This window comes from Acrocarpospora pleiomorpha (assembly GCF_009687885.1).
GTDB classification, from domain to species: domain Bacteria; phylum Actinomycetota; class Actinomycetes; order Streptosporangiales; family Streptosporangiaceae; genus Acrocarpospora; species Acrocarpospora pleiomorpha.
In genome coordinates, this window is sequence record NZ_BLAF01000013.1 from 165,892 (window position 1) to 192,828 (window position 26,937).

Consider the following 26,937-nt stretch of genomic DNA (forward strand, 5'->3'; position numbering starts at 1 on the left):
GGCGGGCGCCCGCCGGTCCGGCCGGGCCCGTCTCCGCCATGCGGACGGCGGCCAGCAGCCGGGGCTGCACGGCGAGGTTGGGGCGCAGCCACACCAGGGGGCGGTAGCCGGCCCATTTGATCGCCAGGCGGAGGTTGAACAGGGCCGCGCCGCAGCTCACGTACATGGAACGGCCCCGGGGGTCGCTCACGGTGAGCCGTCGCTCGGGGTCGGCGAACATCTCGACGAACTCCCGGCGGACGACGCGGAACCGCCACGGCTGGGTGTTCAGCACCGACGGCGCCGCGGCGGCCGCGACGAGCAGCCGCCGTGCGCCGAGATCGGTGGCCAGCGGAGCGATCATGGCACGCCTCCTTCGTACGCTGTGCCGTCAGGCTCCCGTTCGCGCGTACGCGGGAGGCAGAGCCGGACGGCTCACCCCGGAGGGACTTTGGTCCCGTAGATCGGGTCAGGGCCGAAAGTCCCACTGGGGACGGGCCTTGCGGGCCCCGCGCGCGAGTCCTCCAGCCCTAAGCGCCGGCCCGCCGAACCGGTGTCATTGAGGTGCGAGAACAAGACAAGAACCGCTCTCCAAAGGGACTCACCATGGCCACCACCGAAGGACGCCCCACCGTCCACACCCCCCACCCCCTCAACTCGCAGTCGCGCACGGTGGACTATGTCTGGGCCGTCGCGCGCATCTCCCTCGGCTGGGTCTTCCTGTGGGCCTTCCTCGACAAGGCCTTCGGCTGGGGCCTGGCGACCCCCGCCGCCCGCTCCTGGATCAACGGCGGCAGCCCCACCACCGGCTTCCTCAAGGGCACCGGCGAGAACGCCCTCGGCGGATTCTTCTCCAGCCTGGCCGGACAGGCCTGGGTCGACTGGCTGTTCATGCTCGGCCTGCTCGGCATCGGCGCCGCCCTCATCACCGGCGCAGGAATGCGCATCGCCGCCGCCACCGGCTCCCTGCTCCTGATCTTCATGTGGGCCGCCGAACTCCCCCTCGCCAACAACCCCTTCCTGGACGAACACCTCATCTACGCCGTCGTCCTCATCGGCCTCGCCCTCGCCTCCGCCGGCAACACCCTCGGCATCGGTGCCTGGTGGTCGCGCACCGCGATCGTCCAGAAGTACCCGATCCTCAAGTAGCCGGCCCCGCCAAAAGACGCCCATCCGCAACGGATGGGCGTCTTGGCATTACGGGCGGACGACGGCGACGGGGCAGGACGCGCGGTGGAGGACGCCGTGGCTCACCGAGCCGAGCACCGCCGAGCCGAAGGCGCCCATCCCGCGCGAGCCGACCACCACGAGGTCGGCCAGGCGCGAGGCCTCGGCCAGCGCGGGGATCGGGTGGCCGGTGAGGAACGACTCCTCGACCTTGACGTCCGGATTCCGTTCTCGCCACGAGGCCAGGCGGTGGTGCACGTCAGCCACCCGATCGTTGAAGACGCCTTGCAGGATCTGGCTGTAGCCGACCGCGTAGGGGGAGAAGATGAGCTCCTGCCAGGTGTAGATCACCTTCAGCCCGGCTCCGCGCCTTCTCGCCTCGCCGAAGGCGTACTCCAGCGCCGCCTCGGAGTGGTCCGATCCGTCGTATCCCACGACGATCTCCCCGTACGAGACCGGGGCCGGCCGTCTGACGACCACGATGGGCCCGGATATGTGGCCTGCCACGCCCAGCCCTACCGATCCGAGCAGCAGACCGGCGAATCCACCCATGCCGCGGCTCCCCACCACGAGGCAGTCAGCCTCCGCGGATTCGGCTTTCAGCTGTTCCACGATCTGGCCGGGGACCATCCTGGTGACCACCTCGAGGTCCGGGGCTCGCTCGCGGGCCCGCTCCTTGGCGGCGGCCAGGATGTCCTCCCCGTGCCGGGTGGCGGCCTCGGTCAAGTGGTCCAGGCCCTGCAACGCCAGGTCTCCCGACCAGGGGTCGCGTACATGGACGATCTTCAGAGTCGCCCCCCTGCGCACCGCGTCGTCCACCGCGTAGTCGACGGCCAGGGCAGCGGATTCCGACCCGTCGAGGCCGACGACGACCAGTCCAGCCATGATGATCTCCCTCCAGACGTGAGCTCTCCTTCATGCGATCCTGCCGACCCGACCGTACGCAGCGGGCGAACGTCACTTCCACCAGGGACCTTCGTTAGTCGGCTGGATCGGCGATGCGGTAGCCCACGCCAGGTGTGGTGGTGATGACCGGTGGGTTGCCCAGTTTGCGGCGTAGCCGGCCGATGGTCACGGTGACGGTGTTGGTGAACGGGTCGGCGTTCTCGTCCCAGACCTGTTCGAGGAGTTGCTCGGTGCTGAGGAAGGCGGGGCCGGCGCGCAGGAGGGCTTCCAGGAGGGCGAACTCCTTGACCGAGAGGTCGAGCCGGCGGCCGTCGCGGGTGGCCGTGCGCCGGGCGGGGTCGAGTTCGAGGCCGCCCGCCCGCAGGGTCCGGGTGCGGGCGGAGGGTCGCCGGCGGGCCAGCGCGCGGACGCGCAGCACCAGTTCCGGGAAGTGGAACGGCTTGGCGAGGTAGTCGTCGGCGCCCAGGGTCAGTCCGCTGACCCGGTCTCCTGGGGAGCCGGCCGCGGTGAGCATCAGGACCATGGTTCGGTCGTCACGGTCGGTGATCATCTGGCAGAGCGTGTCGCCGTGGATGCCTGGGAGGTCCCGGTCCAGGAGCACGACGTCGTAGCTGTTGAGGTCGAGCTTGGCGGCGGCGGCCAGGCCGTCGTGGGCGACGTCGACGGCCATGCCCTGATCCCGTAGCCCCTCGGCCAGGACCTCGGCGAGCGAGAGCGCGTCTTCGACCACCAGGATCCTCACGCCGCGCCCGCCGGCAGTGAGATGGTGACGCGCAGGCCGCCTTCAGCTCGGGCGTGCAGGTCCAGGTGGCCGCCGTGCGCGGTGGCGATCGCCGCGACGATCGACAGGCCGAGGCCGGTGCCGGAACCGGTGCGGTCGGCGGCGAGCCGCTGGAAGGGCTGGCCGAGCCGGGCGATGTGCTCCGGATCGAGAGCCGGTCCGCCCGTCTCCACGATCAGCCGCACCGCGGTGCCGTCCGCTGTGGTCGCGACCCGGATCCAGCCGCCGTCCTGGTTGTGGACGATGGCGTTGTCGATCACGTTGTCGGTCATGCGCGTCAGCAGCGTGAGGCTGCCCTGGGTGCACGCCGTACGCTGAAGACCGCCGTCTTCGGCGGTCAGGTTCTTCGCCGCGAGGTCGGCGGCGCGGGCGTTCAGGGCCTGTGACACCAGGTCGCTCAGTGTGACGGGGTCGCGGTCGGGGAGCTCGCCGTGCTGGGCGCGGGCCAGGACGAGCAGGCCCTCCAGGAGGCGATCGACCTGGTCAAGCTCGGTACGCAGCCGGTTGGCCAGCGTGACCGTCTGGGGTGGCGGCGGCTCCGGTTTGGCCAGGGCCACGTCCACCGACGCCCGCATGGTGGCCAGCGGGGTGCGCAGTTCGTGGGAGGCGTTGGCGACGAACCGGCGCTGGGCGGCGAAGGACGCCTCCAGACGTTCCAGCAGGCCGTCGATGGTGTCCGCGAGGTTCTTGACCTCGTCGGCGGGGCCCGGCACGGCCAGCCGCTCGTGCAGGTTCTCGGCGGAGATCCGCCGGGTCGCGGCGGTGATCGTCCGCAGTGGTCGCAGCACCCGACCGGCGATGGCGCTGCCGAGCAGGACCGAGACCGCCGCCATCACGACCAGCGCGATCAGCGAGCCCATCAGGAGCTGGCGCGACTGCATCGACAACTCTGTCTCCAGCTCGTGGATGCGCTGCTGCGCGGCCCCGAGTCCGGGCTGCCCGACGGGTGCGGTGCTGCTCGCTTCGGTCAGGCCGATGGTGAGGGCCAGCAGGCCGACCCCGGACATGCGGCATCACCGCGCGCCTGACCTCGATGACGGGCATCATCACCTACCCGCCACCCGACCACGACGAGATCGTCCCCGGCCTGGTGCCCTGGGCGAAAGCCGGCATCATCCTCAAGGACGGTGTCGCCCAGGGCTCCTCCTACGCGGCGCTCATGCTCACCGGCAGCCACGGTGTCCGCATGCAGTACGACTACACCCACGATGTGGCCGGCGCCGCCACGCAGTCACCTCGCTGGCTGCGCCTGACCCGCGCCGGCGACACCATCACCGGCCACGAATCGCCGGACGGCACACACTGGACGAAGGTCGGCACCGCGCACCTCCCCGGCCTTCCCGCCACCGTCCAAGTAGGGCTGTTCACCGCCTCCCCGGGAGACCTGACGATCACGCACACGGGTCTCGGCGCGAGCCTGTCAGCCTCGCGCTTCACCCAGGTCACCGCCACGTTCGACCACATCAGCCTAGACAGCGCACCGGCCGCCGCCTGGAGCACGACCCCCGTGGGGAAAATGGGCCATACCGACTGGGAGCGATATCACCGGGCTCCCGGGCTCGTCGAGTCGAACGGCACGTTCACCGTCACCGGATCCGGCGACATCGGACCCCTCACCGACGCGCCGCGCAGCACCGTGTCCAGCACTCTCGTCGGCCTGACCATCGCACTGATCATCGTGATCGTGGTGGCGGCGCGGTTCGCGACAGGCGCGTCCAGCGGCCGGATCCTGGCGGCGAAGGCCGTCGTGGTCGGCGGGGCGGCCTTCGTCGCCACTCTGGTCGGCGCGGGAGTGGTCGTGCCGGCCGGCTCGGCGCTGCTGCGGGCCGAGGGCATCAGCGTCCTGGCCGTGTCCGCGCTCACCCACCTGCGGGTCGTCGTCGGCGTCGCCGCGCTCCTCGCCGTCGCCGCCGTCTTCACCCTCGCCCTCGCCGCGCTGGTACGGCGAGCCTGGGCGGCGATCCTCGTCGCGATCTCGGTCATCGTGCTCCCCTACCTGCTGGGAGTCCTTCCGCTGCTGTCGGATGAGGTGTCGAGGTGGTTGCTGCGGATCACCCCAGCCGCTGCCTTCGCCGTCCAGCAGACGGTGAGAGAGTATCCGCAGGTGGTTGCCTACTACGCGCCCATGAATGGCTATTTCCCCCTGCCCGGGTGGGCCGGGTTCGCCGTGCTCTGCGGCTACGCCATGGTCGTGCTCGGCCTGGGCGCCTTCCGGCTGAGGTAAATGGATTGCCTGTCGCGGGATTCCGGCGGGATGCTCGCGGGATGCGGAAGACAGCGACCGACCCTCAGGGTGTGCCGGTCATCACTTACCGGAAAGGCGTCCGGGACGGGCTGCCCTGGGCGGACAACGTCGAGGTGGTCGGGCCCGAGCCGGCCAAATTGATTATGAGTGACTTTGTCGGCTGGGCGGTTTCCGTGCAGGTCGATCTTGGGACAGAGCTCATCGAGAGTGGTGCTCGGCTCAGCCGGCATGCGCACACGATGTACTGCGATCTGACGGGAACCTTGCCTCCCGCTGACAGTGCGGCGCCGCCGGGGTTCGGGTTCGCTCCGGCGCATGAGCATGAGGGCAGGGAGATGGTGGCGGCCATGGTGGCCGCGTATCCGCCCGGGCATCCTGATCATTCCGGGCGTGAGCCTGAGGATGCGTACGAGCAGGAGCTGGCTCCGCTGATCAGCGGGCAACTGATCGGCGAGCTGCTGCCGTGCAGCTCGGTCGCGGTCGACGGCGGCGGTGCGGTCGTCGGCGGGGTTCTGGTCAATCAATGGCGGGACGTGGCGTGGATTTCCGAGGTCTTCCGGCATCCGGATAAATCCCCTCCTGGGTTGGGTGCCCGGCTGATTCGGCATGTGCAACTTCGGGGAGCGGCGGATGGTTTGCCCACCATAGGGTTGGCCGTGTCGTACGCGAACCCCGCCAAACACGTCTACGCCAGACTTGGCTTCGCCATCGCGGACACCATGATGACGGTGATTATCGACCCCTGACACTTGTGCCGGACTTGACATTCGGTCGGCGATCCTTGGCCTCTTGGGATACGGATCCTGCCCCCTAGTTACTTTGCGTAACTAGAATGTTCCTATATGTGCCCAAATACTCCCTGGGGGGCAGGTGTATAGGTCAAAGGAAATTCCGGGGTCATCGCAGAGCCAGTACGATCTTCCGCTCGTGGATCCGGAACGAACTCTGGGCCACTGCTCGGCGAGCGCCCTCGCGGCGACGCTCGGCCTCGACCAGGCATGGCACCAGGTCCAGGAGCGGGTGGCGGCCGAGTCCCTGATGGACCTGGCCGTGCACGGCCGGGGGCACAATCCCTTTCCCGTACGGCCGGCGCTCGCCGTCCTGCACCCCGACGCGGAACCCGTACTCCGCCGCCGGGTCCAGGGTCTCGTCGAATGCCTGAACCAGCTGGTCAGGCAGTATCCCGCCGACCGGGAACTGCAGGATTTCCTGGCCATTCCCGCACGCCTGCACCGCTGGATCATGATGGAACCCGCGCCGGAACAGCTGCGCGTCGACTACTGCCGCCTGGACCTGCTGGGCAGCACACTCGACACCGTCCGGGTCCTGGAATTCAATCCGAGCAGCCCTGGCGGAGTGATCTCCTCCGGGATGGTCAACCGATTCTGGCGTACCTCCAAGCTCGGCCCGGCGCTCGCCGAATGGGCACCACACGCCGCCCCCTTCGAGAGCGAGGACTGGTTCGCCCGCTGGCTGCTCCGTTTCGGCCGCGAGCACGTGGGCGATCAGGGGCGCATCGCGCTCTTCCACTCCCACGAGAGCACGAAATTCGAACTCGACCAGGTACACAGACAGCTGGCCAGGTGCGGACGAGAGGTCGTGGAAATCGAGCCGTGCGACATCGATTCCATCGAGGACGTCCGGCTGGGCTATCTGAAATACATTCCCCTGGAGCCAGACGAAGTGCGGCGGTGGGATCATTTCTGCGCCCGCCTCATCGAAGGCACGCTCGTCGTGCCCAATCCGCTGGGACAACGATGGGTCGCGGAGAACAAACTCTGCCTCGCCGCGCTTTCCGATCCCCGATTTCGCCGGCTCTTCGGCGAGAGAAACGTGGATTGCCTGGATGCCCTGGTGCCGTACAGCCGCAAGCTCGGGGACGGCATCGAGGGGGACGAAGTCGTCAGTAGGCGGGAGCACCTGGTGTTGAAGGCGCCCTACAGCTTTCACGGCAAGGACGTGTTCATCGGTTCCGAGTACGACGCGCGTTCCTGGGCCCGAGTGGTGGGCGAACACGAGGGCTGGCTGGTTCAAGAGCGCGTGCGGGCCGCGTCCGTGGAGACCCATGACGGCCCTTACCTGCACGATGTGGTCGTGCCGGTGCTCGAGGGGAAGGTGATCGGCTATTCCGCCCGCATGAACGACGGCCTGTTGCTCAACGGCGCTCAGGGCGGTGGGGCGTACGCCATCTTCAGCCCACATGCCCTCAACTGACCCGCGCAGGTGGATATCACCTGCGCGGGTGGCGAGAGGCGGTCAGCCGCGCGGGCCCTGGTACTGCTTGGGCAGCTTGTAGCCCCTGCCGGCGAGGACCGCGCGCAGGCGGTCGGGATAGTCGGTGATGAGGCCGTCGATCCCGTCGTCGATGAGCTTGTTCATGGTGGGCTCGTCGTCGACGGTCCACGGGATCACCTTGATGCCGAGGCTGTGCGCCTCGTCCACCATCGCCTTGGTCACGTACGGACGGTAGCCGGGGTCGGTGACCTTTCCGTTCTGCGGGAACCCGTGGACGGGCGAGAACGCGCCGGCCCCGAAGGACTTGATGGCCTTGAGCGGGTTGCCGCCGAAGTCGTCGATGTCGATCCCGCCCAGCCAGGGCGACGCGCCGGGCTGGCCGGTCTGGAGGAAGTCGACGTTGGTGAGGGCCACCAGCGGGAGCCGCGGCTCGACCTGGCGCATGCGCATGAGCGAGCCCCAGTCGAAGCTCTGGATGGTGACCTGCTTGAGCATGCGGGCTCGGCGGATCTCCTGGACGGCGACCTGGACGAACTGCTCGCGCGGCGCGGTCTCGGTGGGCGCTCCCGCCTCCACCTTGGTCTCCACGTTCAGCATGACGTCGTGCGCGCGGAAGCGCTTGACCAGGTCGAACACCTCGCTCAGCAGCGGCATCCCGGCGCCGGGCGCGGGCCGCTGGCCGGGGAAGTCCGGCAGCGTCTTGGTCCCGCAGTCCAGCGTCCTGACCTGGGCGAAGGTGAGCGTGTTCACGTACTTGCCGACGTAGGGGAATTCGGGGTCGTTCGGGGTGACCGGGCCGGTGTCCTGGCACTTGCGGCCGTCCACCCTGCGGTCATGGGTGACGACGGCCTTGCCGTCCTCGGTGATCTGGATGTCGAGTTCAAGTGTGCTCACGCCGACGCGCAGCCCGTTGGCGAAGGAGTCGAGCGTGCTCTCCACCACGAGGCCGAGCCCGCCCCGGTGCGCCTGGAGGTCAAAGCTCTTGCGGTGGTGCTTGCCGTACGGGTCGGGGTCGGCGAGTGCCGGACCCGAGAGGGCCACAACGGCCGCTCCGGCGAGTAGGGCCACGGAGGAGCTACGAAATAGGGTCATGTCATCTTTCCTGTTTCGCCCGCACGTAGGTGATCAGCGGAACGGGGATCTGGACAAGACGGCCGCGGATCAGAACCCGGGTGCGGCCAGAGTCCAACCTGCCGATGATCTGTGACGTCCGAGGAAACGCTCAACAAAGGCAGGACCACCATCTGGAACAGGGAGGCCGCCTCCGCAGGGCGATGTCGGCAAGAATTCACCCGATCCCTGGCAGCGGGCCTCATCTGACTGCGAACTCCGGACGTATAGCGGATGGGTCGCCACTACACCGCTATCGGAGGGGCGCTGTGGGAGTTGCGCAGGTGTACCAATGGCCGCTGGCTGGGCGTCAGGCGGAGCTGAGCACGATTGAAACGGCGCTGGCGAGCGGCGGCCTCGCCCTGATCGGCGCGCCCGGGATGGGCAGGACCAGACTGGCCCGCGAAGCGCTGGCCCGATGGACGGCGTCAGGTGGCGTGGCCGAGTGGGTGGCGGCGACCCGCGCGGCGGCCTCGATCCCGTTCGGCGCGCTCTCCCACCTGCTGCCGGGCAGCCAATGGCTGGCCGAGAGCCGGGTGGAACTGATCGCCCGAGTGGCGGACCGGGTGGCCGCGCGCACCGCCGGGAAGCCGACCCTGTTCGTCGTGGACGACGCCCACCTGCTGGACGAGGCCTCGGCCGCGCTGCTGCGCCAGCTCACGGCCCAGCGCCTGGTGATCCCGCTGATCACCGCCTGCTGCTGCGAGCCCGCGACCGACGCCGTCGCCGCCCTCTGGAAAGACACAGCGGTACGACTAAGCGTGGGCCCGCTGCCCCCGAAGGCGGTGGATCGCCTGCTCGACCTGACACTGGACGGCCGCATCGATCCCCTGAGCCGGCGGCGCCTGCACCGGCTCGCCGACGGCAACCCGCTGCTGCTGCGGGAACTGCTGGCCGACACGGTGGAGACCGGTGCTTTGAAGCGCCGGGACGGGCTCTGGCGCTGGCGCGGCGGCGTGCCGGCCAGGGCGCGGGTGGCGGACCTGGTCACGGCCCGGCTGCGCACGCTGGATCCCGCCGCCCGCGAGGTGCTGGAGATGATCGCCTGCGGCGAGCCGCTCGCGCTGGCCGTACTCCAGCGCCTGGCGGACCAGCAAACCATCGAAGCGGCGGAGCGCAGCGGGATGGCGGTCGCCGACCAGTCCGGCGCGAGGGTGACGCTGCGCCTGGCCCACTCGCTGTACGGCGAGGTGCTGCGAGCGGGCCTCCCGGTGACCCGCGCCCGGGCGATCTGGGGACGCCTCGCCGGCGCGCTGAACGCCGAGCCGATGCGCCGGCGCGACGACACGCTGCTCGCCGGGGTATGGCAGCTCCAGTCGGGCACGATCACACGCCCGGACCAGGTGCTCGAAGCCGCCAGGCAGGCCATCGGGCGGTTCGAGCTCGACCTGGCCGAACGGCTGGCCCGCGCCGCCGGTCCGGGGATCGACGCCGACTGGCTGCTCGCCCGGATCCTGTCCTACCAGGGCCGCGGCCGGGAGGCGGAGGCGGTGCTGCCCGCCGAACCCGAGCCGACCAGCGAGCCGCCGTCCATGCGGGCGGTCACCCGGGCGCTGATCCTGCACTGGGGTCTCGGCCGGACCAACGAGGCCGAGCAGGCGCTGGACGTCGGGTCAGGCCAGGACCTGACCGAGGCGACCCGCTCGTGGATCATGCTGTTCGACGGCCGGAGCCGGGCGGCGCTGCGATCCGCCGAGGACGTGCTCAGCCTGCCGGAACCCGACGAGCAGGCCGTGATCTGGGCCGCCATGAGCGGCGCCATGGCGGCCGGCCTGCTGGGCAGGCCCGACCGGGCCGCCGCCATCGCCGAACGCGGCCGCCAGGTGGCCGACGCCAACGCCGAGCGCTTCCCGTGGGGCCAGGCGCAGGTCGGATACGGCCTCTGCATGTCCCTGCACACCGCCGGAAAGCCGATCGAGGCCGCCCGGGTGGCCGAACGCGGCTACCGGAGGGCGGTCGCCAGCAACTCCGCCATGATGACGGCCGTCTGGGCCTCCTTCCGCGGGATCGTGGCCAAGGCAAGAGGTGACCTCGGCACAGCGCAGGCCGCCCTGCGGGAGGCCGTCGCCCTGCTGGAGGAGGAGGACGCCTACGGGCTGACCCGGGTCTGCCTGGCCGAACTGGCCGGAGCGCTCGCCCTGACCGGCGATGCCATCGGCGCCGAAGACCTGCTGGCCCGCGCCGACGAGCACGTGGGCGACCACAACCGCATGTTCGACGCCTGGATCCAGCTCAACCGGGCGTGGGCCGAGGCCGCTGGGGGCATGCTGTCGGCGGCGGCGGACACGGCGGCCCACGCGGCCAAGCTGGCCCGCGACACCGAACAGCCCATGATCGAGGCGTGGTGCCTGTACGACGCGGCCCGCTTGGGAGCCGCCGTACCCGATCGCCTGTCGGCGGTCGCGACAGCGGCCCCGCAGAGTTTCGCGCCCGTCCTCGCCGACGCGGCGGCCGCGCTGGCCACGGGCGCGCCGGAAGCCCTGGACCGGACCGCGGGTGTCTTCGCCGAGCGCGGGCACCTGCTGCTGGCGGCGGAGGCGGCCAAGCTGGCGGCCAGGGCGCGGATGCGCAACGGGCGCGGTTCTGAGGTGCGTGTGGCGCGGGAGCGGGCCACCGCGCTGGCCGAGATGTGCCCGCAGGCCCGTACGCCCCTGCTGGAGCTCAACGACTTCAGCGCCGTGCTCACCCCGCGCGAGCGCGAGATCGCCCGGCTGGCCGGTTCGCTGCCCAGCCGGGAGATCGCCGAGCGCCTCGGCCTGTCGGTCAACACCGTCAACAACACCCTCGCCCGCGCGTACGCCAAGCTGGGCGTCAGCCGGCGCGGCGAACTCGCGGCGATCTTCGTCACCGACGGGGCGTGAACGGCGGCCGGCGGCGGGATCTGCCTGGGGCCCACCGCCGGCCGCCTGCTCGATGGCGCCTACGGGAACGACACGGTGGGGACGGGCTCCGGGGTGCAGACCGCGTCCGGGGGGCAGCCTGTCGGCGACGGCAGCGGGATCGGTGTCGGCGTGGTTCCCGCGTGGGCCGCGGTGGCCACGGCGATGACGCCCGTGCCAAGCAACGCGGCCACCATCAGGGCCGCCCGGCGTTTGTGCATGATGTCCTCCTGAATCACGGAATGGCTGGGACCACGAGCAGGACCACCGACTCGGCGTTGATGGGCGCGCCGGTGTTTCCGGCGGTGTAGCTGGCGCGCAGCAGGTACTGGCCGGGCTCGGACGCCGAGAGCGAGCCGATGCTCACCTCGTTGTGAACGCAGTTCGACCCGGTGAGCCGGAAGGAGTTGCTGGTGTACCAGTAATCCCCGAATTTGGTGATCTGGTAGAAGATCTGGGTGTCCTTCTTCAGCCCGTTCCCGCCGATGGACAGCGCGAGCGAACCGTAGGGCGAGAGAACGACCACGGGGACGCCGAACTGCTGGTTCCCCTCGTATCCGGACTGGTGGAGTCCGGCGGCGGATCTCACGTAGACATGGCCCGCCGTCGCGCATCCGGCGGCCTGCACCGGCTGCGCCGCCACCGCGAGCGACGCCATCAACGCCAGGCCGAACGGGACGAGCCCCCATCGGCGAGGGGTTGCGAGTGTGGACATAGCTCCCCTATGAGCTGGGTATGGGGCACTTGAGGGCGAGCTCCCGCTCGAAGGCTCGCTGTGCGTTGGGATTGGAGCCCCAAGGACCGGAGTGGTCGCCGGGGAGCTTGCCGGTCAGGTGGGCGACCTCGTGCAGGACGAGCAGCGCGCGGATCTGATCGTTGCTGTAGGTCCTGACGACGTTGTAGAGCGCGGTGAGCGCGGGTGTGTTGACGAGGGCCTTGTACCCTTCCACCCGGGATTCGTTGAAGAACGGCTGCCAGAAGGTGATCTCGCTGGCGCCCTGGCCGTTCCGGGAGCCCGGAACCGAGGCCAAGGCGTCGGCCGCGTCCGGGTTGGTCCGGTCGGTCTCCATCTTGATGGTGCTTTTGTGCAGCACGTCGGGCACCTGGTCGGCGGTGATCCCCGCGTTCGCCAGGAAGTCTTTGCAGCTCTGCTTCTGGATCGCCTTGGAGGCGACATTCCAGGACTTGGACGTCTTCTGCCCCGGCGTGTCGGTGCGCGGCGATGTGGGTGGCGGCGGTGGCGGCGGATCGGGCGGGTTGATGGGCGGGGGAGGCGGCGGCGGGTCGATGGGCGGCCAGGGAGCGGTCGGGACGGGGTCATCGGGCGGGGCGGTGATGGTGCCCCCGCCGATGTCGCTGCACCACACCGATCCCGTCGAGGTGTTCACGGTGCAGTTGGCGTAGCTCGGTGGAGCGGCTACCACCTGCACCATTCCGACGAAAGCCGCAGCCGCCGCGAGGGCCGCGGCGGTGATCGCGCGGGACTTGCGTGAGCGGCGTCTGCGCTTATTGGTCTGGTTACTTGCCATACGTTCTCTCCTTTCTTCCACTTCTGCCGAGCAGGACCTGAACATTGGCGGCCGACATCACTGCCAGGTCCGCCACATACCGGCACCAGAACGCGCGGTCGCCCTCGCGGAAACGGCGGTGCGCCTCCAGGAACCGGGGCATGTTCGCGGCGAACAGCAGGCCCAGCGGCGGGACCAGCGAGGCGACGAGCCCCCGCCGCTGGGGAATCACCTGCATCAGACATCGGCCAAGGCGTCCGTTGCCATCCAGGAACGGATGGATGAACTCAAGCTGGGCGTATCCGACGGCGGCCTGCTCCAGCGGGCTCACGTCGTCGCGGCGCAGGTAGGCCAGCAGGTCCGCGATCAACTCCGGGACCAGCTCGTGCGGCGGCCCGACGAACACCGCGTCAGCGGGTGCCGCCGCACAGAGCCACACCAGCCGCTCGCGCAGCCCGCCGAGGCTCGGCACGAGGGTGGCGTGCAGCCCCGTCAGCCAGTCGAGCTCGACAGCCAGCGCGGTGGCGCCAGCGGCCACGGCGCGGCGGAACGCGGCCATCGCCCGGTGGGGGTCACGGCCCAGACGCACCTGCCGCCCCACGGCCAGCGCGTTGACCTGCGGGCTCGGCAGTGACTCGGCATGCAGCAGCGAGGTGACCAGCTGGTCCCCGCGGCGGTGCCCCGACACGATCGCGTCGCACTCGCGCGCCGCCTCCTCGGCCTCAGCGAAGCCCCCGCAGACATCCGCCGTGGCGATCGGCGGGGGGATCAGCGCCGCGTATCCGCGGCCGTCGGACCACACGCCGTGCACCACACGCGTCGCCGCCACCGGCCCAGCCATCGTTTGCTCCCGTCACCGGCCGACTGCCTGGGCGAGGAACGCTAGTGAGGGGGCGGAAGGCGTACCAGATCAGCGGGAGTCACCAGATTTACGCCAGGCATGACCATGACACCGGCGCCTTGACCGCACGCCAGTGCCATGTGTTCGGAATGTGCTGGTCGGGTGGATGGTGGTGGTTTCGCGTATTCGCCTATGCGAGCCCCGACGAGATGGCAATGTGCGGGCGTACACGTTCATGTTCACGGGCGAGGGAGTTACGTGACACAGACGCTTCGGGCTGTTGAGGTGGCCGGGTTCCACCGGTGGCGATGGGTGCTCTCCGCCGATTCCGGGCGGGTCCTGGCCGACCACCAGGTCGACCTGGATGTCAACGCCGCCGAATACGAAGCGTTCTGCGATCTTTTCCGGCATCTGGCCCGGCACCGGTTGCCGCACGATCGTGTCGGGTCGGAGGCGGAGGCCGTCGACCGGGTCAGCGCGTGGATCAGCGAGCAGGTGCTGGGCAGGACGATCTTGGCGAGGCTTTCCGGCACAGTCCGGGTTCTCGTTCCCCGTGGTGCGGAGTTCCTTCTGTCGAGACCGCTGGAACTGGCCAGAGTCAGCGGGGTTCCGCTGGCGCGCAAGCAGGTCAGTCTGATCTACGAGCTCGACGGCCACGCGAAGCCGTACGAAAAGGAGGACGTGGCCGGGAGCGTGCGGATCCTGGCCCTGTTCTCCATGCCCGCGCGTTCCTCGGTGCTCGCCCTGCGTCGCGAGCGCTACGAGCTGACCAACACCGTGCGCACCATCGCCACCAAGTCCCGGAAGGCGATCGAACTGCGCGTCCTGCAGTACGGCGTGACACGCGAGCGCCTGGCCGAGGCCGTCGAAGAATACCCAGGCTGGGATGTGCTCCACGTGTCCGGACATGGCGACGTCGGCACGTTCCTCCTGGAACAGGCCAACGGTGACCCTGACCCCATCTCCACCGGAGAACTCGTCGAGTTGCTCGCGCCCGCCCGGAGCCGCCTGAAACTGGCCGTGCTCTCAGCGTGCCAGTCGGGCGCGGCGGAAGCGGCGAGCACGCTGCTCACCCTGGGGCTGCACGAGCTCGCCGAGCAGGTCGCGGACGGCTCGAGCTCGCCAGGCGACCAGGTCGGCCTGGCGCGCGGCCTGGTCGAGGAGCTGGGCGTGACCGCGCTGGCGATGCGCTATCCGGTCGCGGACGGTTTCGCGGTCGCGCTCGCCAGGGAGCTGTACCCGCGCCTGCTCGGCGCGGGGCAGCCGGTCGACCGCGCGGTCGCGCTCGCGTTGCCGAAGGCGGTTGGGGAAAGGCCGACCGCCGCGGTGCCCGCCGCCTCGATCGGAACCCCGATGCTGGTCGGCGCGGGGACCGTCGGCCTGCGGGTGGCGCCACCGCCCGGCCAGGCGATTCTGGATCCGTACGCCGAGCGTATGGCGTGGTTCAAGCCTGAGCCGGAGCGTTTCGTCGGCCGTACGAAGGCTCTGGTCGAGGCGAGCGCGGCGCTGGCGCCCGAGAGCGGCCGCACGGGTGTGCTGTTCGTCGGCATGGTGGGCGCGGGCAAGTCCTACTGCGCGTTGGAACTGGCCCATCAGCATCGGGGCAGATTCGGTGCGCTGGCCTGGTGGGGCGCCCCGGCGGAACCCGACGAGTTCGACCAGGCGCTCACCGACTTCGCCGACGCGCTGGAGACCCAGCTGAACATCCCCATGCGGCACGCGGTGGGCAGCGAGGCCGAGCTGCGACGGTTCCTGCCCAGGCTGGCCGCGGTGTTCCGGGAGGAGGCGGTGCTGCTGGTCCTGGACAACGTGGACACCCTGCTGTCCGGCAACGGCTCCTGGCGTGACCCCATGTGGGGACTGCTGATGGAGAGCCTGACCAGCCACGGCGGGCTGTCCCGCGTGGTGCTGACCAGCCGGGTCGCACCCGCCGGCCTCGACCCTCGCCACGTGGTCGTGCTGCCGACGCATGCGCTCTCGGTCGCCGAATCGGTGCTGCTCGCCCGCGAGTTGCCGCACCTGGGCGCGCTTCTGCAGGACGAGCCCACCGCCGAGCGTGCCCCGGCACGGTCCGACACCAGCCTGCAACTCGCCCGCAGAGTGCTGAACATGGCCCAAGGCCACCCGAAATTACTCGAACTCGCCGACAAAGCCGCAGCCGAACCCGGCCGTCTCGAAGCCGCGCTGGCCGCGGCCGAGGCGGCGGGCCGGGACGCGCCGGTCACCGCTTTCTACACCACCGGGGCCAGCGCACTCGACGGCGGCCAGTTCATTCGCCTGCTCGGCGCGTGGACCAGCACGGCGCTGTCGGGCCTGCCGGCGCCCGCCCGCGTCCTGGTCGACCTGCTCGCCCACATCGAGGAGGGCGAGCGCCGGTCGTGGATCGTGAGCGAGGTGTGGCACCTGGTCTGGCGGGAGCTGTACGACGAAGAGCCGCCCCCGCTGGAGCTCGCCCTGGAACCGCTGGTCTCCGCCGTGATGGTGGAGGTCCAGCGGATCGACCGCCAGGATTCGCGCATTCCTCGGCAGATCTACCGCCTGCATCCCGGTGTCGGCGAGGCGATCCGCGCCGGCATCGATCCGGCCTTCGGCGCGGTCGTGGACGAGATGACGATCTTCTGTCTCGCGGCCGTCTACGACCTCGCGCACGAGGAGGAGAGCCAGGGCGGATCGGGCTGGGCGATCCCCTCCTCCGGCCTGGCCACGGCCCCCTACCTGCTGCGAAGCGGGCGCTGGGAGGAGGCGACCGACATGCTCGAAACCGTCACCGACCGCGCCCAGGACCCTGCGACAACGAATCGGGCGCTCGGCTACCTGCGCCGCATGGTGGAGCACCACGACGGGCTCAACCGGCCAACGGTGGCGACCCTGTATGCCAAGCTCCTGTCCAGGAGCGACCCGCAGGCAGCCGCGGAGATCCTCCAGGAAGTCAGCCAGAACTGCTATGGACTCCAGCAGTTCGACCTGGCCTCGCACGCGCTGTACCTGTGCGTGCAGCTCTGGCGCGATCATGGCAACGTGCACGTCGCGCTCGGCCTGACCAAACTCCTCGAGCACATGACCGAGCGCGCGGGCTTCGGTCCATGGACCCAGGCAGGCGACGAGTGCCTCCGGCTGACCATCCTGAGCGAGCTGGGTAAGTATGACGAGGTGGTCGATCGAGCCTTCGCGCTGGTCGAGCTGGTCGACATGCTGCCCGATGACTCCGGCGCGCCGGAACGGGTCACGCCGGTGAGCGTCCGGGAGGTCGTCCTCAGCACCGCCCTCGGCGCGGCCGTCCAGGTCAAGGACTTTCATTTCGCGCTGGACATCTGCGAGCGCATCGAGGAGTCGCATCTGCGCCGGGGCGCCTCAGATCACGAGCGAGCCCGGTTGCGCCTCAACAACGCCACGATGCTGCTGTGTCTCGATCGTTTCGACGAGGCGGAGGACGTGCTGCGTGAGTGTCAGGCCATCTTCGAGGACGACGAGGACTTCGCCCTGCTCAGCCAGGTGTTCCGAATGCGAGCGCAGATACAGGCCGAGCTCGGCCGCACGGCCGGCGCGCTCACCATGGCCCAAGCCGGGCTGCGCTACGCGTATCAAGGTTCCGGGCCGGGTGAGTTGGCCCGGGGCCACGACGACGTGGCCTCCTACCTCGCGGACAACGGGCACCCCACGCAGGTCCACCTCGCGCACCGGATGGCGGCGGTCATCCTGCGCGAGGCCGTCGAGCGCGCCGCGAGCGGGGCGACCGTTACGGATTTGTCCTCCCTGCTGGAGTACGGTTCCGACCTGTTCCCTCGCTCCATGGAAGAGCTCAACGACACGGTGGAACGTATACCGGGCGTGCGGTTCGACGACGTCCTGCGAACCCTGGTGCCGGACGAAGCAGACCGCGCCGAGCTGTACGACTCCACTGTGGGCGCGTTTCGCACGCGTGCGGAGATCGCTCAGGGTGCTCTCGCGAACTACCGCGAGGAACGAGTGGCCCTGATGGACGCCATCCACCGTGCGGCCGAGGGTGAGGTCGGTCCGAGCCTGTTCGACGGCTTGGACGAGGCCAGCGCCGACCTCGTCCGGATGTTCATCCATGGGCAGGCGTCGAATGATCCGTGGGATCAACGGGATCTACCCGCTCCGAAGCGGCTACCTGGTCGATGGCTGGATCGTCTCCGCTCTTCTCTTCGCAGGCAGTAGCTCGCACTATTTGTGGGGTTCGACCGGTTGGCGTTGCTCTGCCAGGCGGCGGGCCGGTGGGAGGGTGAGGGTTGCCAGGACCGTGGCGGCCACGAGCAGGAGTGCGGTTTTGGCGGAAGTGAGTTCGGCGAGTGTGCCGGCGAGGGCGGCGCCGGCGGGCTGGCCGCCCCAGGCGATCATGCGGGCGGTGGTGTTGACCCTGCCCTGGAGGTCGTCGGGGGTCTGTTCCTGGCGTTCGACGATCCCGTTGAGGCTGACCAGGGTGTTGGCGGCCTGCCAGCAGGCCAGGATGGGGAGGGCGAGCAGGAGCCGGTCGGTGCACGCCCACACGATGAGGAGCAGCCCGACGGAGGCGAGCCCGGTGAGGGAGATCGCGGGTGTGCTGAAGCGGTGGCGCAGGCGGGGCAGGGACAGACCGGCGAGCATCGCGCCGGCGGCCGCCACGGCGAACAGCAGGCCGATCCGGCCGTCGCCGGAGGAGAGGCCGAACCGTTCGACGGCGACGACGACGAGCAGGCCGAGGACCGCGCCCTCGGCGAGGCTGTTGCCGATGCCGAGGAACGTCAGCGAGTTGATCATGGGGTGATTGCGGATGTAGCGGATGCCGTCGCCGATTTCGGCGCGCAGGTTCCGGGCCTGCGCCGGTGGTGGGGGTGGCAGCGGCAGGCGGGAGAGCAGGAGGGCGGCGGCGGCGTAGCTGAGCGCGTCCAGGCTCATGGCGTGGGGAGCGCCGGTGACCGCGATGAGAACTCCGGCGAGCGCGGGGCCGATCAGGGTGACCAGCGTGCTGAGTGTCATGAGCGTGCTGGTCGCTTTAGCGATGCCCTCGCGTCCGACCAGGGCGGGGAGCGCTCCGAACGCGGCGGCGTCGAAGAACACGAAGGATGCGGACGAGCCTGCGGCGACCACGAACAGCTGGGGTGTCGTGAGCAGGCCCAGCGCGGCGGCGACGGGGATGCTCGCGATGAGAAGCGCGCTGGTCCAGCTGGTGAGGACGAGGGTACGGCGGCGGTCCCACCGGTCGGCGAGCGCACCGGCGGGCAGGCCGAGGAGCAGGTACGGGACGGCTTCCAGAGCGGCGAGCAGGCCGCTGAGGGCGGCGCTGCCGGTGCGCTGGTAGAGCAGCACCGGCAGGGCCACCAGCGTGATCGACGAACCGATCCAGGAGATCACCCGGGCCGTGAGGTAGCGGAACATCGGAACACGGACAGGCGCAGGGCGCGAGCCAGCATCTGGGTGTCGTGGAGGAACGCGGCCGGGCGCAGGCCGTGAACCAGGATCTGGGTGCCGTCGAGGACGCGCAGCGCGGAACATCAGAACACGGTGGGGTGCAGTGCGCGGGCCAGAGTCTGGGTGCCGTCGATGGCGCGCAGGGCGGAGTAGTCGGCGGCGGGGGTGCCGATGAGGCGTCCGTTCCTGACGGCCTTGGTCTGGCCGAGGTGCTCGCGCAGCCACTGCTCCGAGGAGGCGCGGTCGGTGTCGTCGGTGTAGTGGTAGACGATCGTGTCGGGGTCGGCCTTGGCGACGGTCTCGACGGAGACGACGTCGAAGTTCTTGCCCGCGGGGACCATGGCGTCCAGGACGTTGGCGCCGCCCGCGGTGCGGACGATGTCGGAGTAGAGGCCGCCGGCCAGGCCGTACAGCTGCTTGTCGAAGATCTGGACCATGGCGGTGCTGACGGGCGGCTGTCCGGTCAGGCGCTCGCGGAGGTCGCCGAGGGCGGTGTCGACGGTGGTCTTGGCTTTGGCCGTCTGGTCGGGTACGCCGAGGAGGGTACCGAGGGCGTCGAGGTCGCGGCCGGTGTCGGCGAGGGTGGCGGTGCCGGTGGTGTCGGGGCAGAAGGCGGCGTCGACGTAGACGGGGACGCCGAGGGTGGCGAGTTCGGCGATGGTGGGGAGTTTCTTGCCGTCGAAGTTGTATTCGCCGTCGGCGAGGATGAAGTCCGGGCGGGCGGCCAGGAGCGCCTCCCGTGAGATCTCGCCGGAGGCGAGGACCTTCACCGAGGCGTAGTCGGCGGCGTAGGCGGGTTTGGGTGGTGACTGGTCGGTCCAGACTTGCCCGGCTATGCGGTTCTTGAGGCCGAGGGCGAGCAGGAGTTCGGTGTTGGAGGGGAAGAAGGACACAATCCGCTGCGGGGGCTGGTCTACGCGTACGGTGCGGCCGCAGTTGGTGACCTGGGCGGGGAAGGCCGTGGTGGAAGGGCCGGCTGCGACGGCGTCGGGCTTCGAGGTCGTGGCGCAGGCGGCGGTGAGCGTGAGCAGGGCGCACACGGCGATGGAATTGATCTTCATCGAGAGTCTCCGGGGGCGAAGGTGAGGTTGGGGCGGCCGGTTAGGGGGTTGAGGCCGAGGTGGGCGCGGACGCCGAATACCTCCAGCAGGAGTGCGGGGGTCAAGACGTCGATGGCGGGGCCGTATGCGACGACCCGGCCAGCGGCCAGGACGTAGAGGCGGTCGCAGTAGGCGGCGGCGAGGTTGAGATCGTGCAGGGCGGCCAGTGTGGTGATTTTCAGCTCGTGGACGAGTTCGAGGAGTTCGAGCTGGGCGGCGATGTCGAGATGGTTGGTCGGTTCGTCCAGGACCAGCACGTCGCCTTGCTGAGCTAAGGCGCGGGCGAGCAGGACACGCTGACGTTCCCCGCCCGAGAGCGTGGCGTAGTGGCGATCCGCTCGGCTGGTCATGCCTACGCGTTCCAGCGCGCGGGCGATGATCTCCCGGTCGGCGGCGGGTGCGGAGCGGTGCGGGGTGCGGCCGGTGGCGACCAGTTCGGCGACGGTGAAGTCGAAGCCGTCTGTGCTGTGCTGGGCCAGGACTGCCGTACGCTGCGCGGATCGGCGGGCGGTCAAAGTGCGCCAAACGTCGTCGCCGTCCACCCGTACGGTCCCGGCGTCGGGACGCCGGGCGCGGTAGAGCGCGCGCAGCAGGGTGGACTTGCCGCTGCCGTTGGGACCGACGATCCCGACGAACTCGCCGGGCTCCACATCGAGGTCTACTCCGGTCACGCCGCCGATCTCGACGTGGATGCCGGACAATTGCACGCGCATCAGGCCACCGCCGTCTCGCGGCGCAGCAGCCAGAGGAAGAAGGGCGTGCCCAGGATCGCGGTGAGAATGCCGAGCGGCAGTTCCAGCGGCGGCGAGAGGGTGCGGGCGGCGAGGTCGGCGGCGACCAGGAACAGCCCGCCCGTCACCGCGATCAGCGGAAGCGTCCGCCGGTGGTCGGGGCCGACGAGCAGCCGGACGGCATGCGGGACGATCAGCCCGACGAAGGCGATTCCCCCGGCGACCGAGATGACGGCGGCCGTCACCAGCGCGGCCACGGCCAGGAGCGCCAGCCGGAAGCGGTGCACGTGAACGCCGAGCGCGGCGGCGGTCTCGTCGCCGAGGAGCAGCGCGTTCAGCCGCCGCCCCTGTAGCAGCAGCCAGCCGGTGCAGGCCACCACGATCACGCCGGGCGCGGTCAGGTCGGCCCAGCGGGCTCCGGCCACCGAGCCCAGCAGCCAGAACAGGATCCCGGCCAGCTGGTCGGGCTGGGCGCGCAGCTGCAGATAGCTGGTGGCCCCCTGAAGCAGGTAGGACAAAGCGACCCCGGCCAGGACCAGCCGGGTGGGGGTGAGCGCGCCGCGGCGGCTGCCCAAAGCCAGCACCAGCGCGAGGGTCGCGCACGCTCCGGCGAAGGCCGCCCCTGACACGCCCAGTCCGGCGACGCTCCCGAGGGTGATGACGGCGACGGCGGCCAGCGACGCGCCGGAGGTGACGCCGAGGACGTAGGGGTCGGCGAGCGGATTGCGTACGACGGTTTGCAGGATGGCTCCGGCGACCGCCAGCCCGGCTCCGGCGATCAGGGCGAGCACGGTCCTGGGCGCGCGGGAGTTCCAGATGATCTCGTCGTCGATGCCGCTGACGTCGGCGGGCGGGCGCCCGGTCGTCAGGTGGGCGGTGATCACCCGCCACACGTCGGCGGCGGGAAGGTCGACCGCTCCGTAGGTGACGGCTGCCACGAGCAGGACGGGCACGGCTGCGAGCAGCAGGACGACCAGCAGCGGGTAACGCCGTCCGGAGATGAGGTGAGGGGAGCGCAACGGAGGTCTTTCAGTGCGGGAGGGGCAGGGCACGGCGCGGACGGCCGTCCAGGCTCGCCTCAAGCCGGGTCCCGCCCAGGAACGGCAGCCCGGCTGCGGTGTTGGAGTAGGTGCCAGGGGCGATGACACGGACTACGTGCAGGCCCGCGCCGCGCACGTCGGCGGTGGTGAGGTCGCTGTAGAGGACTTCGGAACCTAGCCGTAAGGCCAGCTCAGCGACGTTTCCCGGCGGCGGCAGCGTGACGGTGGGCCGGTATTCGGCGAGGGCTTGGGCGAGTTCGTCCTCGAACTTTTCCTGGATCGCAGGATCGAGGAACAGCTGCAGATGGCAGCCGTAGTCGACGACATCGGCGAGGTCGGCCCGGTAGGAGGATCCATAGGCGCGGTCGGATCGCCAGGGTTTGAGCGGGCTGCGCGGATCGGCCGCAACCCGGCAATAGGGCCCGTCCGGGTCATCCAGACCCGCGACGAATAACTGCAACTGCAGGGCCTCGCCGTAAGCCTTGATCATCGATTCCTCCGCACTGGCGCGTACGCCCATGCCGAGGGTCAAGTAACCACTCTCGCGATCGCGGACCAGCGCTCCGGTCACGCACAGGCCACTCTGATTCGGAAACTCGAGAAACCGGACCTCCAGCCGTCGTCGCGGCCCTTTGGCGAAGGCGGCCAGCCACGGTGGCGGGGTGAGGGCGCGAAGTCCGGCCCTGCCATGCCAGGCCAGGGTCATGGCGTCCCGTTCGACGATCTCGCACAACCCGCCCCACACGGCGAACTCCAGGGTCGGCCCGGCGGCCAGCCCCGCCTGAATGACCGGATTGGTACGTGGCGTCGGCGGAGTGAGGTCAGCGGAGAAGTACGACACCCACACCAGACCGGCCGGAACAAGCCTGCCCTCGCCGGTGACCAGGTCGGTGGCCGTGGTCCATTCCACTGGCAGTGCCGAGGTGAACTCGACGAGCGGAAAGCCCACCTGCGCGTACTGGTCGGCGGAGTACAGGGCCAGCGACGCCGGATCCAGCGCCTTCGGGCCGAGTTCGCCGTAGGTGGCTGTGAGCAGTCCGGCGGGAACGAGGTTGCCGCAGTACCGCTCAGCGGCCTCGCCAAACGCCGCGCCGCGGGCGGCTTCGGGATCGGCGAACGCGTATCCGGCCCCGGCGGAGTCGCTCGGCCAAGGGCTGAACCGGGTGGTGTCCGACAACAGGGCGGTGACCAGCTCAAACGAGCCGGGCAGGTGAGCGGGAACCTCGGTGTGTATGAGGTCACGGACGATGCCGATACGAGCATCCAGGAGAGAGTCATACATGGTTATGCCAGGCCATTTCGATGCCCTTGATCAGGCCGGACCAGGAGAGCGCCAGAGGGAGGGGGTGCGGGAACAGGTCGTTTTCGGTCAGGACACGGTCGGTGAGCCCGAGCAGGTGGGGCGTCTCGTACAGGCGGGTGCCGCCGCGCAGCGGGAAGGCGGGCGGGGCGTTTCCCACCAGCCCGGGAACCAGGACCCGCACCACCGACAATCCCGCCGCGGCGATGTCGCTAGTGGTCAGGTCGACGCTGTAAGCGGTCAGCCCAGCCTCGGCCAGCCGATCCACATAAGTGGCAGGCTCAGCGGAGGGCAGATCCGCCAGCGCGGGCCCTGGCTGGCCGCGAAGCCGGTCGATCGGCGCGCCCTGCATGCGGGGGTCAAGGTAGAGCTGAGCAATGGCGGGCAGGTCGGTGAGATCGCGGTAGTCGGACCGAAAGGCGTCCCGATAGGTCCTGTCGGCGCGAAAGGGCCGGAACACATGCGGAGCGAGAGCGCCTCGGGCCACCGCTCGCCACACTTCACCATCGGGGTCGGCCAGTTGCAGAGTCAGTGAGTACAGACCGAACGCCTCGGCCAGCGCCTTCGCCGCAGCCTCATCGGGATTACTGCGACAAGCGCTTCCAAATGCGACGATCCCCTCGTCCTCCAGGAACGCGGCCATCACCGGCACGCCGAACGGCGAAGGAATGACCAGCAGCCTGATTGAGGGACCGTCGCCGCCCAGCGTTGCGGTCACCCGCTCCGGGTCGGACACCGCCTCAGCGCTGGCCCCGCTCGACCACCAGATCGTGGTCGCGTCCCGTTCGAACAACTCCTCCAAGGCGGCCTGCTCAGCTCGCCTCCTGCTCGGACCTGCCGCGATCCCCGAGTAGAACAACGAATGCGTGGCCGGTTCCGCCGCGCGCGGCCCATGGAAGTAATCAAGCCAGGCCATCGACGCCGGAACCAGCACCGATCCGCCGGTCCGCAGGTTGGTGGCGGACGTCCAGGCGATCTCCAGATCGCGGGTGAGCGGGACGAACGGAAACCCAGGCTCGCGATACTGGGCGAGCGAATACAACGGGATCGTTTCAGGATCGAGCGCAACTTCGCCAAGCCGCCGCCAGGAGGAGCTGCGCAGATTCCCTGGAATAGCGTTCCCGCAATACCGCTCCACAGCCTCACCAAGCGCCGCACCCCTGGCCCTGACCGGATCCGCAATGGCCGCGCCAAACCCGTGCCGGTCGGCCGTCCAGCCCGCGAACCTGCGCGTGTCGGATACGGCCGCCCCCCACCCGGTCCAGAAACGGGGCACACCGGGAGGTCGGGCCTGGGGTTCGAGCGCGGTCAACACTCCAGTACGCGGATCAACCAGCAGCTCTTCGGGTCGGTTCATGAAGTCTCCAGGACGAGCCTTGCGGCATGCACGTGCTGCCGGACGGAAGCGGTGGCGGTGGTGGTGTAGCGGTCGGCCCCCGTACCGAGGACCAGGGCGAGACGAGGAAAGTCGCTACCGGAGATCTCCAGCCGCAGCCGCGACCCGGCGAGCAGAGTGGCCGCGACGGGACTCAGAACCAGGCGGCCGGATCCGCCTGCCCGGCCGCGGGCCAGCTCGAAGACCCGTCCGTCGGCGGTGTGCTCAGTCAGCCGAACGATCCAGTCAACGTCCTCGACCGGAGCGGTGACCTCCAGATGCACTTCGGCCGCGGTGAAGGTCAGCGGGTCCGGGAGCGACGGTGTGGCGAAGCGGAGTACATCGGAGCGTTCGTCGAGCGCCTTGCGGTCGGCGCCAGGCGCCAGCGACGGGTACGGATCCCCAGGATCGTGGACGAAACCGCCGAGGGTGGCCTCTGGCTGGCCGGGGTGGAGGGATCGGTCCGGGTGGCCGTACAGGACGAGCGTGGTTGTGTTCTGCGGCCAGGGCAGCCAGTTCGTCCCGCCGATCGGGAGGATCTGCTCCTCTGCTCGCGCGGTGCCGTCGAGGCAGTCCCGGAGCCAGGCGACCTGGAGCGCGCCCAGGTCCAGCAGCGAATGCGGGCCGTGGTCTCGGTCGCCATATCTGGTCCTGCCGGTGAAGGCCAGGTCGTGACCCCAAGGGCCGATCACCAGCCGCTGGGGTGGGCGAGGGGTGAGGGTGCTGCCCACGATGCGCCAGTGCAGCAGGGTTTCCTCGACCAGCAGGTCATACCACCCTCCGATGTGGAGCCCGGGGACCGGCAGTGCGGCCAGTTCCCGTTCGGTGATCTCCTCTTTCGGCTGGTGATGCGGTCCGTCGAGGACGACGTCCGCCCATCCGGGAAGGTTTGCTCCGATCCGGTCGGGCAGCCCGATCACCGGCAGGTGGGCCAGCGCGCCGGGATCGGCGCCGAGCAGGAGCGCGGTGAGGCCGTCGCGGCTGGTACGCCCATCGGCGCGCTCCAGCCACCAGGCCGCGTGCTCGGCCAGCCGGAGGACACCGTCCTCGAACTTGGTGCGGTGCAGCGCCATCGACGGCCCCATGCTGACCACCGCCGCGACAGCTTCCGGCCGCTCGACGGCCAGCGCCCAAGCGGTGTATCCGCTGTAGGAGCCGCCGTAGCCGATAAGACGTCCGTCGCTCCACTCCTGCGCACAGATCCAATCGGCGAGCGCGGCGCCGTCACCACGTTCGTTGCGGTAGCACTCCCAAACGCCGTCGGAGTCATACCGCCCGCGCACATCCTGAACCACGTACGCAAAGCCGCGCCGCGCCCAGCCGGTTCCTTCCACTAGATGCCGGTTCCGCCCGTACGGCGTGCGGGTGACCACCGTCGGGACAGGCCCGTACAAAGCGTCGGGAAGGCGGACATCTACCGCCAGCGGGGTGCCGTCCCAGCCGGGCAGCCGCAGGTTGAACCGGTTCATGCGACCGGCAGCGGCAGCACAGGATGCCGATCGAGACCGCCGGTGGCCGGATCCACGACGAGCTGGTAGGAGCCGCTCGCGGGAAGACCCGTGGCACGCCAGGTCAGCACATCGTTGACGAGCAAGCCCGCCGCGAGCGCGACCGCCCCCACGTTCGGCCACGGAACCGGCGGCAGCGACACCGCACCCGCTGCACCCACGCCCATCGCACCCACGCCCGTCGCACCCGCGTCCGTCGCACCCGCATCCGTCGCACCCGCGTCCAGGTAGGACCACAGCCCTGCGAGCTCGTCGGGCAGCGGCGCCGCCGCGAGCCTGCGGCCCCGCAGATCCCGGTAGCTCGCCGTCCGCCCCGGCACCGTCATCGGCCCGAGCACCAGCCGAGTCCCCTCGACATGGCAGCGATGCCACACCCTCCCGACCGCATCGATCCGCTGCCAGCGCTCGTCCGGCAGCCAGCCCGCGCAGGCGACCAGCACATCGGCCGCATCCGGGTCACCGTCGACGAGCACGGTCACGACCCCTTCCAGCAGGCGCGCGACGTGCAGGGCCACCGGACCATCCCCGCTCACGCACACCCGCAGCTCGCGCTCCGCGACCTCGGGCACCATGGCGAGCACACCCCGCTCCCGCAGGACGGCCGCCAGCGGCTCCAACTCCTGGTCGTTCCCACCCTGATAGGCCTGGTCGCGCATGCGCTCCAGCAACGCGGCCGGACCAGAAAGCCGCGCGAACCGCTCATGCTCGTCACACGAGCGCCAGGCCCCGTCGGGACCGAGGTACAGATGATGACCGGGGGCGATCGACTCCATCGGCTTTCTTCTTCTCCAAGTTGCAGGGTTAAGGAGGGACGGGCGGCCCG

Annotated in this window: 22 protein-coding genes and 1 pseudogene; 6 read left to right on the plus strand and 17 right to left on the minus strand. The window is 70.0% G+C overall.

The features are described 5' to 3' along the window. Positions 1 to 343, minus strand: a pseudogene (locus Aple_RS51980) (Acg family FMN-binding oxidoreductase); the annotation flags it as partial. 242 nt (positions 344 to 585) lie between these two features. On the opposite strand from Aple_RS51980, the gene Aple_RS13100 reads away from it, so the two are divergent. Then, positions 586 to 1,128, plus strand: a complete 543-nt coding sequence (locus Aple_RS13100; protein ID WP_155344819.1) for a hypothetical protein — start codon at positions 586 to 588, stop codon at positions 1,126 to 1,128. Positions 1,129 to 1,176: 48 nt separating this feature from the next. On the opposite strand, the gene Aple_RS13105 is transcribed toward Aple_RS13100, so the two are convergent. The 3 genes from Aple_RS13105 to Aple_RS13115 form a co-directional block, all read right to left on the minus strand. Beyond that, positions 1,177 to 2,031, minus strand: coding sequence for a universal stress protein (locus Aple_RS13105; RefSeq protein ID WP_155344820.1), 855 nt, complete (start codon positions 2,029 to 2,031; stop codon positions 1,177 to 1,179). A gap of 94 nt (positions 2,032 to 2,125) precedes the next feature. Further along, positions 2,126 to 2,794 carry a response regulator transcription factor gene (locus Aple_RS13110; protein ID WP_218038302.1) on the minus strand — a complete coding sequence of 223 codons (669 nt, stop codon included), beginning with the start codon at positions 2,792 to 2,794 and terminating at the stop codon, positions 2,126 to 2,128. Then, complete coding sequence (locus Aple_RS13115; RefSeq protein ID WP_155344821.1) at positions 2,791 to 3,840, minus strand: sensor histidine kinase; 1,050 nt, start codon at positions 3,838 to 3,840, stop codon at positions 2,791 to 2,793. The genes Aple_RS13110 and Aple_RS13115 overlap by 4 nt, the downstream gene beginning before the upstream one ends. 26 nt (positions 3,841 to 3,866) lie before the next feature. On the opposite strand from Aple_RS13115, the gene Aple_RS13120 reads away from it, so the two are divergent. The 3 genes from Aple_RS13120 (at position 3,867) to Aple_RS13130 (ending at position 7,292) form a co-directional block, all read left to right on the plus strand. Continuing rightward, a complete protein-coding gene (locus Aple_RS13120) occupies positions 3,867 to 5,057 on the plus strand; it encodes a DUF1349 domain-containing protein (protein ID WP_155344822.1) in 1,191 nt (396 codons plus the stop codon). A gap of 71 nt (positions 5,058 to 5,128) precedes the next feature. Beyond that, positions 5,129 to 5,824, plus strand: a complete 696-nt coding sequence (locus tag Aple_RS13125) for a GNAT family N-acetyltransferase (protein WP_170321444.1) — start codon at positions 5,129 to 5,131, stop codon at positions 5,822 to 5,824. A gap of 181 nt (positions 5,825 to 6,005) precedes the next feature. Next, entirely contained in the window at positions 6,006 to 7,292 is a 1,287-nt protein-coding gene (locus Aple_RS13130) for a hypothetical protein (protein ID WP_155344824.1), read from the plus strand. A gap of 42 nt (positions 7,293 to 7,334) precedes the next feature. Here Aple_RS13130 and Aple_RS13135 read toward each other — a convergent pair whose 3' ends face one another. Continuing rightward, positions 7,335 to 8,405 (minus strand): glycerophosphodiester phosphodiesterase family protein, encoded by a 1,071-nt coding sequence (locus Aple_RS13135; RefSeq protein ID WP_155344825.1) that lies wholly within the window; start codon positions 8,403 to 8,405, stop codon positions 7,335 to 7,337. A gap of 302 nt (positions 8,406 to 8,707) precedes the next feature. Here Aple_RS13135 and Aple_RS13140 point away from each other — a divergent pair, with 302 nt between their 5' ends. Continuing rightward, positions 8,708 to 11,284, plus strand: coding sequence for a sigma factor-like helix-turn-helix DNA-binding protein (locus tag Aple_RS13140; RefSeq protein WP_170321445.1), 2,577 nt, complete (start codon positions 8,708 to 8,710; stop codon positions 11,282 to 11,284). A gap of 59 nt (positions 11,285 to 11,343) precedes the next feature. Here Aple_RS13140 and Aple_RS13145 read toward each other — a convergent pair whose 3' ends face one another. From Aple_RS13145 to Aple_RS13160, 4 genes are read right to left on the minus strand one after another with little or no spacing between them, the layout of a single operon-like run. Continuing rightward, positions 11,344 to 11,523, minus strand: coding sequence for a hypothetical protein (locus Aple_RS13145; protein WP_155344827.1), 180 nt, complete (start codon positions 11,521 to 11,523; stop codon positions 11,344 to 11,346). Between the two features lie 14 nt (positions 11,524 to 11,537). After that, positions 11,538 to 12,017: a hypothetical protein gene (locus tag Aple_RS13150; protein WP_155344828.1), complete on the minus strand. Its 480-nt coding sequence runs from the start codon at positions 12,015 to 12,017 to the stop codon at positions 11,538 to 11,540. A 7-nt stretch (positions 12,018 to 12,024) separates the two neighbouring features. Then, positions 12,025 to 12,831: a hypothetical protein gene (locus Aple_RS52770; RefSeq protein ID WP_174889819.1), complete on the minus strand. Its 807-nt coding sequence runs from the start codon at positions 12,829 to 12,831 to the stop codon at positions 12,025 to 12,027. Then, positions 12,821 to 13,651: a Fic family protein gene (locus Aple_RS13160; RefSeq protein WP_155344829.1), complete on the minus strand. Its 831-nt coding sequence runs from the start codon at positions 13,649 to 13,651 to the stop codon at positions 12,821 to 12,823. The genes Aple_RS52770 and Aple_RS13160 overlap by 11 nt, the downstream gene beginning before the upstream one ends. Before the next feature lie 258 nt (positions 13,652 to 13,909). Between Aple_RS13160 and Aple_RS13165 the strand changes: the two genes are divergently transcribed. Then, positions 13,910 to 17,830 carry a CHAT domain-containing protein gene (locus tag Aple_RS13165; protein WP_170321446.1) on the plus strand — a complete coding sequence of 1,307 codons (3,921 nt, stop codon included), beginning with the start codon at positions 13,910 to 13,912 and terminating at the stop codon, positions 17,828 to 17,830. 6 nt (positions 17,831 to 17,836) lie between these two features. Here Aple_RS13165 and Aple_RS13170 read toward each other — a convergent pair whose 3' ends face one another. Genes Aple_RS13170 through Aple_RS13205 form a run of 8 tightly spaced genes read right to left on the minus strand, consistent with a single transcriptional unit; the run spans position 17,837 to position 26,887 of the window. Next, positions 17,837 to 19,144 carry an MFS transporter gene (locus Aple_RS13170; protein WP_155344831.1) on the minus strand — a complete coding sequence of 436 codons (1,308 nt, stop codon included), beginning with the start codon at positions 19,142 to 19,144 and terminating at the stop codon, positions 17,837 to 17,839. Beyond that, positions 19,144 to 20,121 (minus strand): ABC transporter substrate-binding protein, encoded by a 978-nt coding sequence (locus Aple_RS13175; protein ID WP_155344832.1) that lies wholly within the window; start codon positions 20,119 to 20,121, stop codon positions 19,144 to 19,146. The genes Aple_RS13170 and Aple_RS13175 overlap by 1 nt, the downstream gene beginning before the upstream one ends. Beyond that, complete coding sequence (locus Aple_RS13180) at positions 20,118 to 20,873, minus strand: ABC transporter ATP-binding protein (protein WP_155344833.1); 756 nt, start codon at positions 20,871 to 20,873, stop codon at positions 20,118 to 20,120. Before Aple_RS13180 ends, Aple_RS13175 begins: the two co-directional genes overlap by 4 nt. Further along, on the minus strand, positions 20,873 to 21,910 hold the full coding sequence (locus Aple_RS13185) for a FecCD family ABC transporter permease (RefSeq protein ID WP_246264425.1): 1,038 nt from the start codon (positions 21,908 to 21,910) through the stop codon (positions 20,873 to 20,875). Before Aple_RS13185 ends, Aple_RS13180 begins: the two co-directional genes overlap by 1 nt. A gap of 10 nt (positions 21,911 to 21,920) precedes the next feature. Continuing rightward, positions 21,921 to 23,213, minus strand: coding sequence for a YcaO-like family protein (locus tag Aple_RS13190; protein WP_155344834.1), 1,293 nt, complete (start codon positions 23,211 to 23,213; stop codon positions 21,921 to 21,923). After that, positions 23,206 to 24,588 carry a YcaO-like family protein gene (locus Aple_RS13195; protein WP_155344835.1) on the minus strand — a complete coding sequence of 461 codons (1,383 nt, stop codon included), beginning with the start codon at positions 24,586 to 24,588 and terminating at the stop codon, positions 23,206 to 23,208. Before Aple_RS13195 ends, Aple_RS13190 begins: the two co-directional genes overlap by 8 nt. Next, a complete protein-coding gene (locus Aple_RS13200) occupies positions 24,585 to 26,075 on the minus strand; it encodes a CocE/NonD family hydrolase (RefSeq protein WP_155344836.1) in 1,491 nt (496 codons plus the stop codon). The genes Aple_RS13195 and Aple_RS13200 overlap by 4 nt, the downstream gene beginning before the upstream one ends. Next, entirely contained in the window at positions 26,072 to 26,887 is an 816-nt protein-coding gene (locus tag Aple_RS13205; RefSeq protein ID WP_155344837.1) for a hypothetical protein, read from the minus strand. The genes Aple_RS13200 and Aple_RS13205 overlap by 4 nt, the downstream gene beginning before the upstream one ends. Between the last annotated feature and the right edge of the window lie 50 nt (positions 26,888 to 26,937).

Bases quoted from the DNA above. Each gene is read 5' to 3' on its own strand.
- Aple_RS13170 (WP_155344831.1), bottom strand. From the start codon at position 19,144: ATGTTCCGCGCTGCGCGTCCTCGACGGCACCCAGATCCTGGTTCACGG.
- Aple_RS13145 (WP_155344827.1), bottom strand. From the start codon at position 11,523: ATGCACAAACGCCGGGCGGCCCTGATGGTGGCCGCGTTGCTTGGCACG.
- Aple_RS13100 (WP_155344819.1), top strand. From the start codon at position 586: ATGGCCACCACCGAAGGACGCCCCACCGTCCACACCCCCCACCCCCTC.
- Aple_RS13115 (WP_155344821.1), bottom strand. From the start codon at position 3,840: ATGTCCGGGGTCGGCCTGCTGGCCCTCACCATCGGCCTGACCGAAGCG.
- Aple_RS13180 (WP_155344833.1), bottom strand. From the start codon at position 20,873: ATGCGCGTGCAATTGTCCGGCATCCACGTCGAGATCGGCGGCGTGACC.
- Aple_RS13190 (WP_155344834.1), bottom strand. From the start codon at position 23,213: ATGTATGACTCTCTCCTGGATGCTCGTATCGGCATCGTCCGTGACCTC.
- Aple_RS13205 (WP_155344837.1), bottom strand. From the start codon at position 26,887: ATGGAGTCGATCGCCCCCGGTCATCATCTGTACCTCGGTCCCGACGGG.
- Aple_RS13150 (WP_155344828.1), bottom strand. From the start codon at position 12,017: ATGTCCACACTCGCAACCCCTCGCCGATGGGGGCTCGTCCCGTTCGGC.
- Aple_RS13120 (WP_155344822.1), top strand. From the start codon at position 3,867: ATGACGGGCATCATCACCTACCCGCCACCCGACCACGACGAGATCGTC.
- Aple_RS13195 (WP_155344835.1), bottom strand. From the start codon at position 24,588: ATGAACCGACCCGAAGAGCTGCTGGTTGATCCGCGTACTGGAGTGTTG.
- Aple_RS13175 (WP_155344832.1), bottom strand. From the start codon at position 20,121: ATGAAGATCAATTCCATCGCCGTGTGCGCCCTGCTCACGCTCACCGCC.
- Aple_RS13160 (WP_155344829.1), bottom strand. From the start codon at position 13,651: ATGGCTGGGCCGGTGGCGGCGACGCGTGTGGTGCACGGCGTGTGGTCC.
- Aple_RS52770 (WP_174889819.1), bottom strand. From the start codon at position 12,831: ATGGCAAGTAACCAGACCAATAAGCGCAGACGCCGCTCACGCAAGTCC.
- Aple_RS13105 (WP_155344820.1), bottom strand. From the start codon at position 2,031: ATGGCTGGACTGGTCGTCGTCGGCCTCGACGGGTCGGAATCCGCTGCC.
- Aple_RS13135 (WP_155344825.1), bottom strand. From the start codon at position 8,405: ATGACCCTATTTCGTAGCTCCTCCGTGGCCCTACTCGCCGGAGCGGCC.
- Aple_RS13200 (WP_155344836.1), bottom strand. From the start codon at position 26,075: ATGAACCGGTTCAACCTGCGGCTGCCCGGCTGGGACGGCACCCCGCTG.